General features: G+C 45.2%; 14 protein-coding genes. 10 read left to right on the top strand and 4 right to left on the bottom strand.

The window, feature by feature from the left end:
• The first annotated feature begins 1 nt into the window (after window position 1).
• From darB to FBF61_RS22835, 7 genes are read left to right on the top strand one after another with little or no spacing between them, the layout of a single operon-like run.
• Window positions 2–1,144, top strand: a complete 1,143-nt coding sequence (darB, locus tag FBF61_RS22865) for a dialkylresorcinol biosynthesis protein DarB (protein WP_138481772.1) — start codon at window positions 2–4, stop codon at window positions 1,142–1,144.
• Between the two features lie 12 nt (window positions 1,145–1,156).
• Window positions 1,157–1,555: a flexirubin biosynthesis protein DarG gene (gene DarG, locus FBF61_RS22860; RefSeq protein ID WP_138481770.1), complete on the top strand. Its 399-nt coding sequence runs from the start codon at window positions 1,157–1,159 to the stop codon at window positions 1,553–1,555.
• Window positions 1,556–1,560: 5 nt separating this feature from the next.
• Window positions 1,561–2,592 (top strand): BtrH-related acyltransferase DarH, encoded by a 1,032-nt coding sequence (gene darH / locus FBF61_RS22855; RefSeq protein WP_138481768.1) that lies wholly within the window; start codon window positions 1,561–1,563, stop codon window positions 2,590–2,592.
• Window positions 2,593–2,606: 14 nt separating this feature from the next.
• A complete protein-coding gene (locus FBF61_RS22850; RefSeq protein ID WP_138481766.1) occupies window positions 2,607–3,356 on the top strand; it encodes an ABC transporter ATP-binding protein in 750 nt (249 codons plus the stop codon).
• Window positions 3,357–3,360: 4 nt separating this feature from the next.
• Window positions 3,361–4,638 (top strand): ABC transporter permease, encoded by a 1,278-nt coding sequence (locus FBF61_RS22845; RefSeq protein WP_138481764.1) that lies wholly within the window; start codon window positions 3,361–3,363, stop codon window positions 4,636–4,638.
• A 58-nt stretch (window positions 4,639–4,696) separates the two neighbouring features.
• Entirely contained in the window at window positions 4,697–4,963 is a 267-nt protein-coding gene (locus FBF61_RS22840) for a phosphopantetheine-binding protein (RefSeq protein ID WP_138481762.1), read from the top strand.
• Window positions 4,964–4,967: 4 nt separating this feature from the next.
• A complete protein-coding gene (locus FBF61_RS22835; protein WP_138481759.1) occupies window positions 4,968–6,155 on the top strand; it encodes a beta-ketoacyl-[acyl-carrier-protein] synthase family protein in 1,188 nt (395 codons plus the stop codon).
• Between the two features lie 26 nt (window positions 6,156–6,181).
• On the opposite strand, the gene scpA is transcribed toward FBF61_RS22835, so the two are convergent.
• Entirely contained in the window at window positions 6,182–8,326 is a 2,145-nt protein-coding gene (gene scpA / locus FBF61_RS22830) for a methylmalonyl-CoA mutase (RefSeq protein WP_138481756.1), read from the bottom strand.
• A gap of 7 nt (window positions 8,327–8,333) precedes the next feature.
• Complete coding sequence (locus tag FBF61_RS22825) at window positions 8,334–9,734, bottom strand: methylmalonyl-CoA mutase family protein (protein WP_138481754.1); 1,401 nt, start codon at window positions 9,732–9,734, stop codon at window positions 8,334–8,336.
• Between the two features lie 211 nt (window positions 9,735–9,945).
• Between FBF61_RS22825 and dnaA the strand changes: the two genes are divergently transcribed.
• Window positions 9,946–11,373 (top strand): chromosomal replication initiator protein DnaA, encoded by a 1,428-nt coding sequence (gene dnaA / locus FBF61_RS22820; RefSeq protein ID WP_166444592.1) that lies wholly within the window; start codon window positions 9,946–9,948, stop codon window positions 11,371–11,373.
• A gap of 45 nt (window positions 11,374–11,418) precedes the next feature.
• Window positions 11,419–12,411, top strand: a complete 993-nt coding sequence (locus FBF61_RS22815; RefSeq protein ID WP_138481750.1) for a GNAT family N-acetyltransferase — start codon at window positions 11,419–11,421, stop codon at window positions 12,409–12,411.
• Here FBF61_RS22815 and FBF61_RS22810 read toward each other — a convergent pair.
• Both FBF61_RS22810 and FBF61_RS22805 read right to left on the bottom strand, forming a co-directional pair.
• Window positions 12,385–13,179 (bottom strand): DUF3108 domain-containing protein, encoded by a 795-nt coding sequence (locus FBF61_RS22810; RefSeq protein WP_138481748.1) that lies wholly within the window; start codon window positions 13,177–13,179, stop codon window positions 12,385–12,387. The genes FBF61_RS22815 and FBF61_RS22810 overlap by 27 nt on opposite strands.
• Window positions 13,180–13,194: 15 nt before the next feature.
• Window positions 13,195–14,232, bottom strand: coding sequence for an aminopeptidase (locus FBF61_RS22805; protein ID WP_166444591.1), 1,038 nt, complete (start codon window positions 14,230–14,232; stop codon window positions 13,195–13,197).
• 240 nt (window positions 14,233–14,472) lie between these two features.
• Here FBF61_RS22805 and FBF61_RS22800 point away from each other — a divergent pair, with 240 nt between their 5' ends.
• The gene (locus FBF61_RS22800; protein ID WP_138481746.1) at window positions 14,473–15,957 is read left to right on the top strand and encodes a hypothetical protein; all 1,485 of its coding nucleotides are present in this window, start codon (window positions 14,473–14,475) and stop codon (window positions 15,955–15,957) included.
• Window positions 15,958–16,049: the final 92 nt, after the last annotated feature.

Genomic DNA, 16,049 nt, shown 5'->3' with positions numbered 1-16,049 from the left:
AATGTCAGAAGCATATATTACAAGAATTGCCAAGTTTTTGCCGAATGAACCCATTTCAAATGATGAAATGGAAGAATACTTAGGATACATCAACGGAAAACCTTCCAAATCCAAAGCCATTGTTTTAAGGAATAACGGAATAAAAAACAGGTACTACGCCCTCAAAACGGATGGTACGCCTACACACACCAATGCGGAGATGGCTGCTATTGCGGTCCGGCAGTTGTTCAAAAATGAACCAGGTGAAATTAGTAAGGTGGATCTCCTCAGCTGCGCTACCTCCAGTCCCGACCAGCTGATGCCTTCTCACGGTTCCATGGTGCATGGATACCTTCCGGAGACGGGGCCGATAGAGGTGGTTTCCCCGTCGGGCGTATGCTGTGCGGGCATGCATGCCTTGAAATACGCTTACATGTCTGTCAAAGTAGGAAGTAAGGAAAAGGCAGTTTCATGTGCCTCTGAGAGGTTGTCGCCTGTTTTGCGGGCCGGACAGTTTGAAGAGGAAGTTCAGCAGCTGATCAGGCTGGAACAAAATCCGTTTCTGGCATTTGAAAAGGACTTCTTAAGATGGATGTTGTCCGACGGAGCGGGGGCTTTTCTGGTTGAATCAAAACCTAATACGGAAGGCGTTTCGCTTAAAATAGACTGGATCGAAGGCTGCTCTTACGCCAATCAGGAAGAAGCCTGTATGTACATGGGAGCAGAGAAACTGGATGACGGTTCATTGAAAAGTTACAAGGATTATACTTCCGAGGAGATACACGAGCATTCCGTTTTTAGTATTAAGCAGGATGTGAAGCTTTTAGGTGAAAAAATAGTTAAATTGGGTTTCGCCAAACTGAAAGATATACTGACTCAAAAAGGGATCAGCATGGACGATGTGAGTTACTTTCTGCCGCATTTGTCGAGCTACTTTTTTGAGAAGAAAATTGAAGATTTTTTCAATGAAAACGGTGTTCTGATCCCGAAAGAAAAATGGTATACCAACCTGGTGACCAAGGGGAATGTCGGAGCTGCATCGATTTATATGATGCTGGAAGAGGTATTTAACAGCGGGGTACTTAAAAAAGGGGAGAAAATACTTCTGGCAGTCCCGGAAAGCTCACGCTTTTCATATATGTTTTGTTTACTGACAGTGTGTTAGGCCAAAATTATCATGAAAAAAGAAGACCTGCCCCAGGATCCTGGCGCATTAGACCAGTTTACGAGGGAAGTATGTTACGTCAAAAATCAGGACGGTAAGTATGAAACTGCTTTGAGCAGGGGCTGGGACGTGAAAAAGGATGCTTTGGACAGTGCCTGGGAAAATGTGAATGAACGGATCGAAGAGGCACGGCAGGCTGTGGCGAATGGTGAAAAAAGCCCTGTTTACTATTTTATGGAACTGAAACTGATGGACTTGCCGGTGCTGTCGGGATACACGGGAATCTTCCCGTTTTTTATAAAAAGACATTTGAAACCTTCTGTTTTTAAAGGTTTGAGCGACCGTAAACTTGAAAAGTATGCCAGGGCTTTTGATATCAGTGTGAGTGAATTGAAAAATTTTAAAGGTTGATCAAGGTGGATATTGAAAGTCAAACGGATGCGTTCCGACATGTTCAGACAGCTCATTGCGAGAATGGCGTAACAACTGCCTTATTACGTTACCACGGCCTCGATTTTATGACCGAGCCTTTGGCCTTTGGCATGGGTTCAGGTCTTTTTTATATACAAATACCTTTTCTGACCGTCAATAACGGTCCTGCCATCTCTTTCAGGACTATGCCGGGAGCGATTTTTAAAAGAACCTGTAAGTCGCTGGGCGTGGCGGTAACCCGGAAAAAATTCAGCAACCCTGCTGCGGCAGAGGCTTTTCTTGATCAAAAAGTTAAAGAAAATGTGCCGGTAGGTTGCCAGGTTGGGGTTTTTCACCTTTCCTATTTTCCCAAAGAATACCGTTTCCATTTCAATGCCCATAATCTGATCGTTTTCGGAGAAGAGGATGGGAGATACCTGATCAGTGATCCGGTGATGGAAGATGTAACCTCACTTTCGAAGGAGGAACTTTCACGCGTACGTTTTGCACAGGGGCCGCTGGCTCCAAAAGGGCATATTTATTTCCCCGAAAAAGTCAGACCGATCACGGATGATACGATCCGCAAAGGGATTGTTACCGGTATCAAGCGGAATGTACGTGATATGTTAAGGATTCCGGGCAATTTTGCGGGTGTTGATGGTATCAGGCATACATCCAACCATATCCGAAAATGGCGCGACAAGCTGGGCTTGAAAAAGGCTAGCCTGTATCTCGGTCAGATCGTACGGATGCAGGAGGAAATAGGCACTGGTGGCGGAGGTTTCCGTTTTTTATACGGAGCTTTTCTGGAGGAAGCGGCCGCCTACATGCAGGACGACAGGCTAAGTACAGTTTCTGAGGATTTTACAAAAGCAGGGGATATGTGGCGTGCAAGTGCGATCAAAATGGCGGGAGTTTACAAAGGAAGACTGACAGAACAGAAAGATTTTGAAGAAATAGCCGATATGCTGCTGGACGTGAGAATGGTGGAGAAGGAAGCGTTTCAAAAGCTTTCCAGAATGAGCCTTGGAAAGTGAGGCGGATGAACAGTATGGCAGAACCTCCGTGTATTGAAATACAGCATCTTAACCACAGGTATAAATCTTCACAGGAAAATACGCTGAACAATATCTCACTCAACATCAAAAATAATGATGTTTTTGGTCTGCTGGGACCGAACGGAGCGGGGAAAACCACATTGATTTCCATACTCTGCGGGATCATTCCTGCTACATCCGGGGATATTACTTATTATCAGGACGGAGAACCGATTTCAGAATCCGAAAGGCGGAATATCATCGGCTTTGTGCCGCAGGAATATGCTTTTTACCAGGAATTGACACCCCGGCAAAATCTGGATTATTTCGGCGCAATGTATAATCTCTCCAAAACGAAATTGAAATCGCGACGGGAGGAACTGCTTGATGTATTGGGGCTTACAAAGGCAGCTGATAAAAAAGTCGGGACATTTTCCGGCGGGATGAAGCGGAGGGTTAATCTGGCGATAGGCATCATTCATGAGCCTGAAATCCTGTTCCTGGACGAACCGACCGTTGGCGTGGATGTCCAGAGCAAGAATGCGATCATCAGGTATCTTCAGGAAATCAACCGGCTGGGTACCACCATTATTTATACCTCTCATCACATGTCCGAAGCCGAAGAATTTTGTAAAAATATTGCGCTGATCGATCATGGTAAGGTTATTGCTGACGGAGAACTAACCGGCCTCAAAGCGAAACATGAAGTGCCCAGCTTACAGTCCTTATTTATCAAAATGACAGGGGAGGAATATCGGGATTGATATCATGTTCAAGATTTTTTCATCTTTACGGAAAGAGTTTTTACTCCTGATCAACGATAAAGTTGGTCTGGCCCTGATGTTTTTGATGCCGCTGCTGCTGGTTTTTATCATTACAGTTATTCAGGACAGTGCTTATAAAATGGTGAACGAAAATCAGATCCCTATCCTGGTCGTCAACCATGATCAAGGCAAGGAAGGTGAAAAACTGGTTGCATTGCTTTCGGAGTCGGGACTTTTTAAAATTGACCTTCAAAACAGCCTCCGGCAAAAATCTTTGAAATCGGAATTGCTTTCACGTGGGAAGATGGTGGCATTGTACATTCCGGAAGTTTTTACGGCCGGCCTGGAAAGTAATGCAGGTGATGTGAGCCAAATTCTGATGGATGACCTGGGGCTGGAATACGATTCGTCAGATACAAAAAAGATAGCGATGCCCGCACTGTCGTTTTACAATGATCCGGTTTTGCAGGAAAATTACAGCTTTTCGATCATGGGTATTATTCAGTCGTACATGGGAGTGATTGAAAACGGGCTGATGATCGAGCGGATGTATGCCAGTATGGATATTGGTGATAAGTCGGCAAAACTGAAAGACAAAATGATCTCGAACCGGGTGAAGATCAATCAGATCCTGGCGAGCAACAATAATTCAACAGCAATCCCCAATTCCACTCAGCACAATGTACCTGCCTGGACCATATTTGCGATGTTCTTCATGGTCGTATCGCTGGGCAGCAATATCGTGAAAGAAAGGGTTAGCGGCAGTTTCCTCAGGCTCAAGACTATGCCGACTACTTTTATGCTGGTAATGTTCAGTAAAATGAGCGTCTATGTGGTTGTGGCAGTTTTACAGGTAACCCTCACTTTTTCGATGGGGATATGGGTATTGCCCAGGCTCGGCCTCCCGAAGCTGACCATTCCTTCCGATTTTATTGCTTTCGCTGCTGTTGTGTTTATCAGCAGTATGGCAGCTGTGAGCTACGCTTTGTTAATAGGCTCCATTGCACGTACCGAGCAACAGGCTAATGGTTTTGGAGCTATATCCATTATCATTTTCGGAGCAATCGGCGGGATTTTGGTGCCGACATTTGTAATGCCTGGTTTCATGCAGTTTGCGGGCAACTTTTCACCTCTGCATTGGTGCCTGGAAGGATTTTACGTTCTGTTTCTCAAAGGAGGAAGCTGGCAGGAGCTCAGATATGTTTTTTCTTTTTTAGGAGTATTTATCCTGATTTGTCAACTTACCACATATTTTAAGCTCCGGTTAGAAAGAATTATTTAAGTTTGGAGATTATATTATTCACACCTGAGCAAATCGTAGAACACGCATAAGAATAGTTATGGACATAGAAAGTTTGAAGCCTGTCATTAAAGGTCAGATAGTTCAATACCTGAACTTACTGGATGTCAATCCGCAGGACATTAAGGATGATGAGCCTCTTTTTGGCGGTGACCTGGGACTGGATTCTATCGATTCACTGGAACTTGTGGTACTTCTGGAAAGAGAATACGGCATAAAGATCACCAATCCTGCGGAAGGCAGAAAAATCCTTGTGGATGTGAACCACATGGCCGATTACATTCTGGCCAATACCAAACCTGCCTGATGTCATGAAGCGGGTGCTGGTTACGGGGATGGGTATGGTGACTGCGATCGGAAATAATGTTTCTGAGAATCATCGCAGTTTACGACTGGGGCGTACCGGCATATCCAAAACTGCCCATTTTGACTCTCATTATGCTTCGCTGCTGCCTTTCGGAGAGTGTGAACATAGCAATGAGGAACTTAAAAAATCGCTTGGGCTTGCAGAAAGTACAGGTTATACCAGAACCTGCCTGCTTGCCGAAAAGGCCTTTTCGGAGGCCATTGAGAGCGCTCAACTTACATCTGCGCAGCTTTCCGAGTATGATACCGCATTGATTTCTGCGAGTACTGTGGGCGGTATGTGTCTCACGGATCAGCTTTACGAAGATGCCAATCTCAAATCCGATGGTTCCGAATATCTGGAATCGTACAGCTCGGCGTCACATACGCTCAAATTGATCAAAAAATACGGGATCAGAGGTTTTAATGATACCATCAACACAGCTTGTTCTTCCTCTGCGAATGCCATTTTGCTCGGCGCGCGCCTGATCAGATCGGGGCGGGCGAAGAGAGTTATCGTAGGCGGTGCCGACAGTCTTGCAAAATATACTGTGAACGGTTTCAATGCGCTTAAAATACTTTCCGAGTTCCCCTGCAAGCCATTTGATGAAAATCGCGATGGTCTTAATCTTGGAGAAGGTGCGGCATATCTGGTTTTGGAAGCTGAGGAAATGGCAGGCGGCAAGCAGGTTTATGCGGAGATAAAAGGGTTTGGGAATGCAAATGATGCGCACCATCCTTCTGCGATGTCCGATGAAGCGGTCGGTGCTATTCGTTCCATGCGGCAGGCGGTTGAATCGGCAGGTATGGGTTATGAAGCAATTGATTATGTGAATGCGCATGGAACCGGTACGCCCAATAACGATGCCGTAGAACTATTCGGGCTTTCACAGCTGTTTGAAAAAATTCCCTTTTACAGTTCTACCAAAGCTTACACCGGGCATACATTAGGTGCTGCCGGAGCAGTGGAGGCAATATTCAGTATTCTCAGTATTGTTCATTCGGAAGTATTTCCCAATCTTCATACGGTTTCGCCCATCGCGCCTGAGCCACCGGTCGGTTCGCTGATCAGGAACCATCCGGTCAATTATGTTCTTTCCAATTCCTTTGGTTTTGGAGGAAATTGTACGTCGCTGGTGCTAGGACGGGCGTAGCTGCGAAGTAATTAAGATAAGAAAATTCATTTCATCAGTTCCTGCAGGATTTTCTGAGCTGCGATTGAAATGACTGTTCCGGGCCCGAAAATTCCTTTCACTCCGGCGTTGTATAAAAACTCATAATCCTGGGCCGGGATCACTCCTCCGGCAATAACAATGATGTCCTCTCGTCCAATTTTTTTAAGCTCGCCGATCAGTTCAGGAATTAATGTTTTGTGGCTTGCTGCGAGGCTCGACGCACCAATAATGTGAACGTCGTTTTCGGCAGCCTGACGGGCAACTTCCTGGGGGGTTTGGAACAAAGGGCCAATATCCACGTCAAAACCAAGGTCAGCGAAGCTGGTAGCAATCACTTTGGCACCTCTGTCATGGCCGTCCTGGCCCATTTTGGCAACCAGGATTCGGGGGCGTCTTCCGTCCATTTCTGCAAATTCGTCGGACATCCGCAGTGCAAGCCGGAAATTTTCATCGTCGGAAGCCTCGGACTGATAGATCCCGGAAACCGATCGAATCGTCGATTTGTACCGTCCGAATTCTTTTTCCATAGCGCTCGATATTTCTCCTAAAGTAGCTCTTTTGCGGGCTGCATCCACAGCCAGCGCCAATAAATTGCTGCCCATATCCTTTCCACCGCTTTTTTTGCATGCATTGGAAATGGCTTCAAGTGACAGACTGACCTCCTCCATATTCCTCTCCTTTTTGAGTTTTTCGAGCCGGTCGAGCTGTTCGCGGCGGACGCTGTCATTGTCGATCTGCAGTATATCGAGTTGCTGTTCGTTCTCTGTTCTGAACTTATTGATTCCCAAAATAATATCCCTCCCCGAATCAATTCGTGCCTGTTTGCGCGCCGCTGCTTCTTCGATGCGCATTTTGGGAAGACCGGTTTCAATAGCTTTGGTCATCCCACCCAGTTTTTCAACCTCCTCTATCAATTGCCAGGCTTTTTCAGCAAGTTCGGCGGTAAGATACTCAACATAATACGAACCGCCCCAGGGGTCCACTGCCTTGCAGAGGTCTGTTTCATGTTGTAGAAAAAGCTGGGTATTGCGCGCAATTCGGGCGGAGAAATCGGTAGGAAGTGCAATTGCTTCGTCAAGAGAATTGGTGTGCAATGACTGGGTATGGCCCATCACGGCGGCCATAGCTTCAATAGTTGTCCGGGCAACATTGTTATAAGGATCCTGCTCGGTAAGGCTGTAACCGCTCGTCTGGCAATGCGTCCGCAGCGCCATGGATTTTTCATTCAGTGGATTGAATTGAGCAACGATTTTCGACCATAACATCCGGCCGGCCCGCAGTTTGGCAATTTCCATAAAATGATTCATGCCTATGCCCCAAAAAAACGACAGACGCGGCGCAAAATCATCGATGTCTATCCCTGCCGCCAGCCCGGTACGGATATATTCCAGACCATCTGCGAGCGTGTAAGCCAGCTCTATGTGCGCCGGCGCACCAGCCTCGTGCATATGATATCCGCTGATACTGATCGAATTGAACTTGGGCATAAAATGCGAAGCATAGGCAAAAATATCGCCCACAATGCGCATGGAAGGTGCCGGTGGGTAAATGTATGTGTTCCGCACCATAAACTCTTTCAGGATGTCATTCTGGATGGTCCCCGAAAGTTTTTCCGGACTAATGCCCTGCGCGCCGGCAGCTACTATATAAAATGCCATGATCGGAATCACGGCGCCGTTCATAGTCATGGAAACCGACATTTCATCCAAAGGGATCTGGTCGAAAAGTATTTTCATATCCTCCACCGAATCGATCGCTACCCCGGCTTTGCCGACATCCCCGGTCACTCTCGGGTGATCTGAGTCATAGCCCCGGTGTGTTGCGAGGTCAAAAGCGACGGAAAGCCCCTTTTGCCCGGCTGCCAGGTTGCGTTTGTAAAATGCATTGGATTCGGTAGCGGTTGAAAAGCCGGCATACTGCCGGATCGTCCACGGACGCTGGAGGTACATACTGGCATAAGGCCCGCGCAGGTACGGCGGTTGGCCTGCACCGAAGCGAAGGTGCGCTAGTTCTTCAATATCTTTTTTTGTATAAAACTGTCTGAGCTTAATACCCTCGCTGGTTTGAGGTTGTTTGTTGGATTTTTCAGAACCAGCCGTATGGTTTTCGATATGTGTTTTAGTAGTAATATTTTCAAAATCAGGCTTCATCGGACGATCAGTTAAAAGCTGTGTGACCTGACTGCCAGGCAGTGGCTAAATTTCTTTCTGTCAAAAGTCTCAAACCTTCGAAGGTTTTTCCCTCTGATGTTTCGCTAATTGAAGTAGTCGTCGCTACATCGGTTTTGAGCTGGTACCTATTCACACCAATGATCACCTGACCACTATGCAGGTCAGCGAGTTTTTGTTTGTACGCCAAATCCAGCTTTTCCTGGATAAAACCACTTTTAAAACAAGGTATCAGGCCGCCTTTTTTTTCCATCTCCAAAAATAAAAGCCAGGCAGCGTCCGCTATTTTCAACGACATACTTTCCATCAGATAGGAGCCTGCGGCGGGATCAGCTACTTGGGCCAGGTAACTTTCATATCTGAGCAAGGAAGATACATTGCCGGCAATGCGGCGAGGAAAAGAATCACCCGGATCTGCGTTTTTGATGTAAGGCTCAACGGTAAGGGCATTACATCCGCCAATCACCGCGCTCAAAGCTTCCGAAGAAACTCGGATCATGTTAGTATGGGGCAATATCGCGGAGTGGTAAAACGATGATGTTCTAGCCTGAATAAATGGCGAGGCAAGTTCACCGGGCAGGTTAAAAGCAGTGGCTACTTTTCCGAGCAGGAAGCGTAAAGCCCTCAGCTTTGCTATCTGAGTCAGGTAATCAGGCCCTATCGACACCGAGAACAAGAAACGATTGAACGCAGGCAAAGGGGAAATTCCTTCATCGGTAAGCATGTCCATATAGCAAACCGCATGGGAAATGACAAAAGCCAGTTCTTGCACAGGGTCTGCCCCGGCATTGTGATAACAACTACCATCAACCATCACCGGCCGGAATTCCTTCATGTTTCTGGTTTTGTTATGCAAATCCACAACCAATTTCAGTGCTGCTTCATAGGGCTTTCCTGTCGTCATCCAGTGTGCCAACGGATCAAAAGCGACACCGCCTTTCAGGTAATAACCTGCATTTTTTGAAATTTCGGTAAATAGTCGACTGCCGTCCTCGGTGGTGTGGAAATAAATGGCCGTGTCGCTGAGGCGAACGGAATGGAGCAGTTTGGGGAACTCGCACCGGCTCAAAGGTGTGTCTGCCAGATTAAGGAAAATAGCATCAGCCCCGCCGGTAAGAGCAGAAATTATACGGGAATTGGTATCCCTGGCATCGGTAAAATCCAATACGGGCATATTGAGCCAGCCCGGGATTTTCTTCTGATAATTCTGTAGTTCCTGTACTCTTTCCGGATCAAGGTCGTCGGCTGTGCAGTAATGCTCAAACTGTACGCCGGTTTCCGTTTTCCATTCCGGGAGTGCATCCGGTTTTCCTTTCAATTCCTTTTCGGCTTGCTTTTGCCAGTCTTTTTTGTCAAACGGGCCAAATTCGGGAAATAGATCGGATGTCATCTGCAATTGCTTTTGGGAGCCTGGGCCCTGGAAATTACCTCTGACAAAGCTACAAATTTGAAACTGAATTTTATTCCGCTCTTTTTATCGACTGGCTTGCAGATCGTTTACATTGGTATTAAATTGAACCCTGGTTTAATCTTGAGAGATCAGGTATTTTTATATCTTTGCCGTCCTTTTAAAATTTGATATTCTGAATTCCGCCGCTTCATTGGAAAGAGTTACCACACATAGAGAAGTAGACCAGATCTGGGATGCGTGCCTGAGAGTGATCCAGCAGCACATTCCTGATCAAAGTTTCAGGACATGGTTCGAGCCGATCCGACCATTAAAACTTTATGGTAAAGTGCTTACTATCCAGGTACCTAGCCAATTTTTTTATGAGTGGCTGGAAGACAATTATGTCAATCTTCTAAGGAAAGCGCTCGACTATGCCATCGGACGTGACGGGCTTCTGGAGTATTCGATCATCGTTGACACAGGAAATGACAAGCACCAGCCGCTTACCATGAATGTGTCCACCCAGAAATCCCCGAATTATTCAAAACCGGATAATTTTGCCACCGATCCGAGGCTTGGCTCCAACAATAAGGACAAAGACCAGGATTCAATGAACCTGGATACCTATCTGAATCCGAATTATTCATTTGACAATTTTATTGAAGGTGACTGTAACCGCCTTGCACGCTCAGCGGGATTTGCCGTGGCTCAGCGGCCGGGTCTTACTTCTTTTAATCCGCTGATGATGTATGGGGGCGTAGGGCTTGGTAAAACGCATCTTGTGCAGGCGATAGGAAATTACATCATGAACCACTATGAAAATAAGCTGGTACTTTATGTTTCTTCCGAAAAGTTCACTAATCAGTTCATTAACTCAATCAGAAACAATACTTTACAGGATTTTACCGATTTCTATATGAAGGTGGATGTCCTGGCTATTGATGATGTGCAGTTTTTGTCAGGCAAAGAAAAAACGCAGGATACATTTTTCCATATATTCAATCACCTGCACCAGCTTGGCAAGCAGATCATCATGACAAGTGACCGTCCGCCCCGGGAATTGCAGGGATTGCAGGACCGTTTATTGTCCAGGTTCAAATGGGGGCTTACAGCTGATCTTCAGACTCCTGACTTTGAAACACGTATTGCGATTATCCAGAAGAAAATCCAGTCCGAAGGGATATCTATCGATTATGATGTGATCGAATATATCGCGCATAGTGTCAATTCCAATGTTCGTGAGCTTGAAGGTGTAATTGTCTCGCTGATGGCCCAGGCATCGCTGACCCGCCGGGAAATCGATGTGGAACTCGCAAAAAATACGCTGCGGAATATCGTCATGAATGCCGATAAGGAAGTGACGATAGATACGATCCAGGAGGTAATAGCTGACTATTTTCAGGTAACCATTGCCGATCTGAAAAGCAAAAGCCGCAAAAAAGAAGTGGTTTATCCTCGCCAGCTTGCCATGTATCTTGCCAAGGAATATACGGACCTTCCGCTCAAATCCATAGGCTATCATTTTGGAGGCCGCGACCACAGTACAGTGATCCATTCTGTCCAGAGCATCAATCTTTTAATGGGCGAAACGCCGGACGTGGAAGAAACATTACAAAAGCTCCGCAGTTACTTTAAATAAAAAAGGCGTCTAAAGGGTAATAGATTCACTTCTAACCCTGCTCCGATGACCCCTGTCCTCATTAATCGTTCGCAAATTTCAAATCAGCGCTGGGATACCCATATCCGGCGATCTCAGCAATCTGTAATCTATGCTTACAGCTTTTACCTGGATATAGTCTGTGAAGACTGGAAAGCCATTGTTTGGCCGTCGGTGCAGAACTTTGTGGTTGTAATGCCGCTGCCCGTTAAAAAGCGCTTTGGTAAGACCGTAGTATACCAGCCATTATTTTGTCAGTTTTTAGGTTTGTTTTCAATTGATGTGCTCACATCCGACCAGGTTGAAGCATTCATGAGGTCATTATGGGGGCATTTTTCCTACATTTCGTGCTACCAGTTCAACCCCGAAAATTTCGGATTACTGGAAAAGCTGAGATCGGATTTCACTGAGTTTGAATTTGTCCAAAAGCGGACATACTGGCTCAGGCTGGGCAAAGGATACGATGATATCGTTAATAAATATTCAAAAGACCGCAAGAAAAACCTTGATCGCAGCAGGCGACTCAGCTGGGTTATTCAGGAAAGACTCGATATCGGACCGCTGATCAGGCTATTTGAAGTAAATCATGCGGGGAAGATTCCGGGAGGCGTCAACGCAAACGCTTACAGAACGTTGCAGGATATTTTCAGCTGCCTGTCACGGAGAGGTAATGCAGAACTTTGGTACGCATGCCATCATGGAAGGGTTCACGCCGGAGTACTGCTGGTTAAAAGCGGTGAAAAGGTAATTTATATTTTTAACTCGGCAGACGATGAAGGGAGATCCGGAAATGCAAGAACAGCCGTGCTGGATCATTATTTTAGACTTCATGCCGAAAAGTCGTTGATTTTTGATTTTGAAAGCCCTGACATAGAGCCGATTGCCGCATTCTACGGCAGTTTTGGCAGTGAAAAGACCGATTATTTCAGTATCCGGAAAAATGGCCTTCCCTTTCCGCTAAAACAGATCCAGGAAATGAAAAGGGCATTTTTCTTAAAACCAGGTAATATCCTTTCGTAGCCCCTTATACGATTTTACATCCATCTCAAGCGATCCGATCGCAAGGTCAACCTGTACTTTCAGGGGTATTTTGTTAGAATCATCAGAAACCCAAAGCCTCATCGAACCCTCATCTTTGAAAAACTTATTATTGGGCATTAACGGGTTCAGGCGGATCACGCGGGCTTTTCCGAACTTGGTTTTGATCACATCTTTCCCAACGTACCGGACACGTAGTTTATAAACATCACCCCCAAAAAACGTAGGAACCTCTATAATTGCGCCTTCTGCTATTTTCTCGAAATCCAATGTTCTCAGAAAAAAATAACCGCTGATGATATCGTGAATGTCGTTTGGGACATTGTAGGTCTTGGTCTCATTCTTTACGCTGGAAACTGCCTGGTCTTTGGCATGGTTGAAAACAATCTTTTCATCTTTTCTGTACCTGTTTTCCTGGATCTGTCTTTCAAAGACATGCGGTAAGATAGCGGAAGTGTCTATATATGAGCGCCAGGTGTCCCGTACACGTGAGATCAGGTCGAAGGCCCCCACTGTCCGTCCTGTTACATTTACCTTAAAACATGGCCTGTTATTGATGATGGAGACAGATTTTGCTATTTCAACTTTGGCCTCTGCTGCATTGATAAAACCGTAATGTACTCTGTAATCAACTCTTTCACCTATTCCGAAGCTAGAGTTGGGTATTACTCGGTTTTGTTCAAATTGCCGGAAAGAAAAGAATAGTACTAAGATCGAAATGGCTAAAACTGATATGTGTGATTTCTTCATGCTAAAAGATTGATATTACAGGGAGGGGTATTTTTCTTTCAGATATGCCAGATATCTCTTAAAATTTCCCCCAAACTTATTTTCGAATTCATTCAGAAAAATATTCTGCCTGGATTTATAGGTCTGATAACTAATAAAGTAGGCATTGTTTGGGAGCTTGTTATCGGGCCATCGATTTTTGTTTGTAAACGTGCGCTTACCCGAAAGAAGTGTGTCAGTATCGTTAAGTATACTTAAAATCATATTTTTTTTCAATTTATCCTTCCTTACATCGGGCTTCTGGTCCGGCCCGAAAGAATCATAAAGGCTGTCCAGCCTGGCTATGCCCCTGAGCATGTGCTTCGAATAGGCGTCGTTATACTTTTTGGAATACTCGTAGGTACGTAATTCAGGCGACTCCAGACCGTATTTCTGTTTTAGAAACCGGATTGCACCCTGGTCGCCTACAAAACTGGCGAGATTTTCATTGAGTTCCAGGTCATTTTTAACAAAAAGTGTACCATGCGTGAGTTCATGCAGTATCAGATTTGCAAGGCTGCCTTCTTTTCTTTTTAGCATACTGGACAAGATCGGATCTTTGAGATAACCCAGTGTTGACCATGCCGAAACGTCGCCAATATCGGTATCGAGTCCCTTTTTTATCAATTCTTTCTCTTCGGTAACGGCGCGCGTGGAATCAAAAAATCCCTTGTAAGGAAATTCACCGATGATCGGGAATGACCATTTGTAAGGCTTTATTTCATATCTTGGAGAGGCGGTAATGAGCCAAATCAGAGGTTTTTCGTGCTGGTCGTAAAAGGTAGTGTAGTTTTCGGAAGGGGTCAAACCCAATGAATCCACGCCAAACTGCTTAATCTCCTCAATCAGTCGGATGCGGGCTTTCAGGGAATCGGGAAATGTGGGATCCTGCATCACATCGTCTACATCTACGACATTGAGCAGCATTTTTACTTGGCCGCTTGCCTGCATCCAGCCGTAACTGATAAGATCTCTGTAATAAATTCCGGCAACTGCCAATAAGAGGATAATGGCAAAAGATATTTTTTTTATCACAGAACAGTAATCAATATTGGAGAAAACAAGTGTGTAAAAAATGGCCGGACAAGCGACTGGATTTTACTTTTGACAAATTTATATAAAAGCAGATACTCTTTGTGGTAATCAGTGGATTTCTGATCAAACGTAAGAGATATTTGCTCCGGGATAACTCCTTCGGATATAAACCAGGGGTTCAATTTTTAGATTAACATCGACAAAGGGGTACATTTGTGTATCTATCAGCATTTTGAATTGATGAATATTAAACTCCTAAGAAGTATCAGTCTGGGCTACCTGCTTCTGCCCAATTTAATTTTCTTTTTTTTCTGGATGAATTTGCCTGTTGCAATCCCGGGTATTGCGGTGTTGCTGGTCATTTTCGCAGATGTACTCAGAAGCAAGGATTTTGTTTCAGGGACTGTTTTAAACGGCAGAGACCTGCTGGTTTTAGGATTGACTGCCTTGTTGGTCACGTTTGTCTCGGGCGTTGCAGGGCTCGCCTACCAGACGTTCGATTACTGGTGCCACAATACCAAATTTTATGAGCTTTTCATGTATGACTGGCCAATCAGGATACCGCTCGACGGTCCGGTTATCTCCTATTATTATGGTTATTATGTTGTTCCGGCGCTGATCTCAAAGTTTCTGGGCAGTATCAATGAGCCGATCATTTTTATCTGGACCGCACTGGGCTTTTTTCTTGGAATGGCCTGGGTGTACATTGTGTTGAATAAAAAGATCATATACGTATTGCTGGCGATGGCAATAGGGGATACGCCTCACGTTCTCAAAACGGTTTTTTATAAAATCACGGGTACAATGTACGAAATGGGAGATTTCGGTCTCGAGTCATGGTCGAATTTCGAAAATCTCCTGTGGGTGCCCAATCAGGTTATCCCTACACTCATCATTGGCGGAATGTTCGTATATCTCCTGAGAAATAAAATGGAGCTTGAACATATTGTTTTGCCGGTGGCCCTTACATTCTGGTGGGCGGTGTTCCCTGCGTTTACAAGCGGGCTTCTGGCTGCAATTGTGATTATCCGCAAATGGATTTTGAAAGGCCTGAAACTTGACTGGATTTTCGTCGGGAAAACTGTGGTGCTGCCTGTATTAGTGTGTGCCCCGGTGTTACTGTTCTTTCTTTCCCACGAGGAAGCACCCATTTCAGGTTTCGTCTGGCAATTTTCCGACAGCATGTCGGCACGTGTAGTTGAGTATATGATTAACATTGGGCTTAATCTGGTTATTTTCTTTTTTGCCTATATGGTTTTCAGGCACCTCACTTCTCACGTGTTGCCGCCTTTTCCATATCTGCTAATATTGTTTTTTATCCTGGTATTTCCGGTTTATCGGATGGGAAAGGTGAACGATTTCCTGTTTCGAGGGTTGATGCCTTATCTGCTGATTGTCGGAATATATCTGTTTTACCCGTTTGCTGCCAGGTCAGGGAAAGAAGTTTGGGCGGCAGTGCGGAGGTCACCAGTCCATATTGTACTATTTTTAATGCTGATATCCTGTTCATTCATAGAAGCGGGGAGAATCGGGAGGGCTTTGAAAGTCAATTTAATGACCAAAAAGGTGCTACCGGAAAAGGTAACCTTTGATCCGATCCCTTATGATGCTTATCCGAACATTTACGAGGTGCTGAAAGACAAATGGTCGCAGCGCGAGGCAGACCAGTATCTGGGTAAAAAGGACTCGGTATACGAGCTGAAAATGGCGCCTGCAAAACCGTAGAATAAGCCATTATAACCACTTGATAATTAATGTGTGACGCATCGAACAATGCTGATTTTTGATTGCGCTGAACGTCACTGAAAATTATATTT

It is taken from the genome of Dyadobacter bucti (assembly GCF_005869225.1).
Taxonomy (GTDB): Bacteria; Bacteroidota; Bacteroidia; order Cytophagales; family Spirosomataceae; genus Dyadobacter; species Dyadobacter bucti.
Note: the sequence above shows the minus strand (reverse complement) of the source record. Positions and strands in the feature narration are given on the sequence as shown.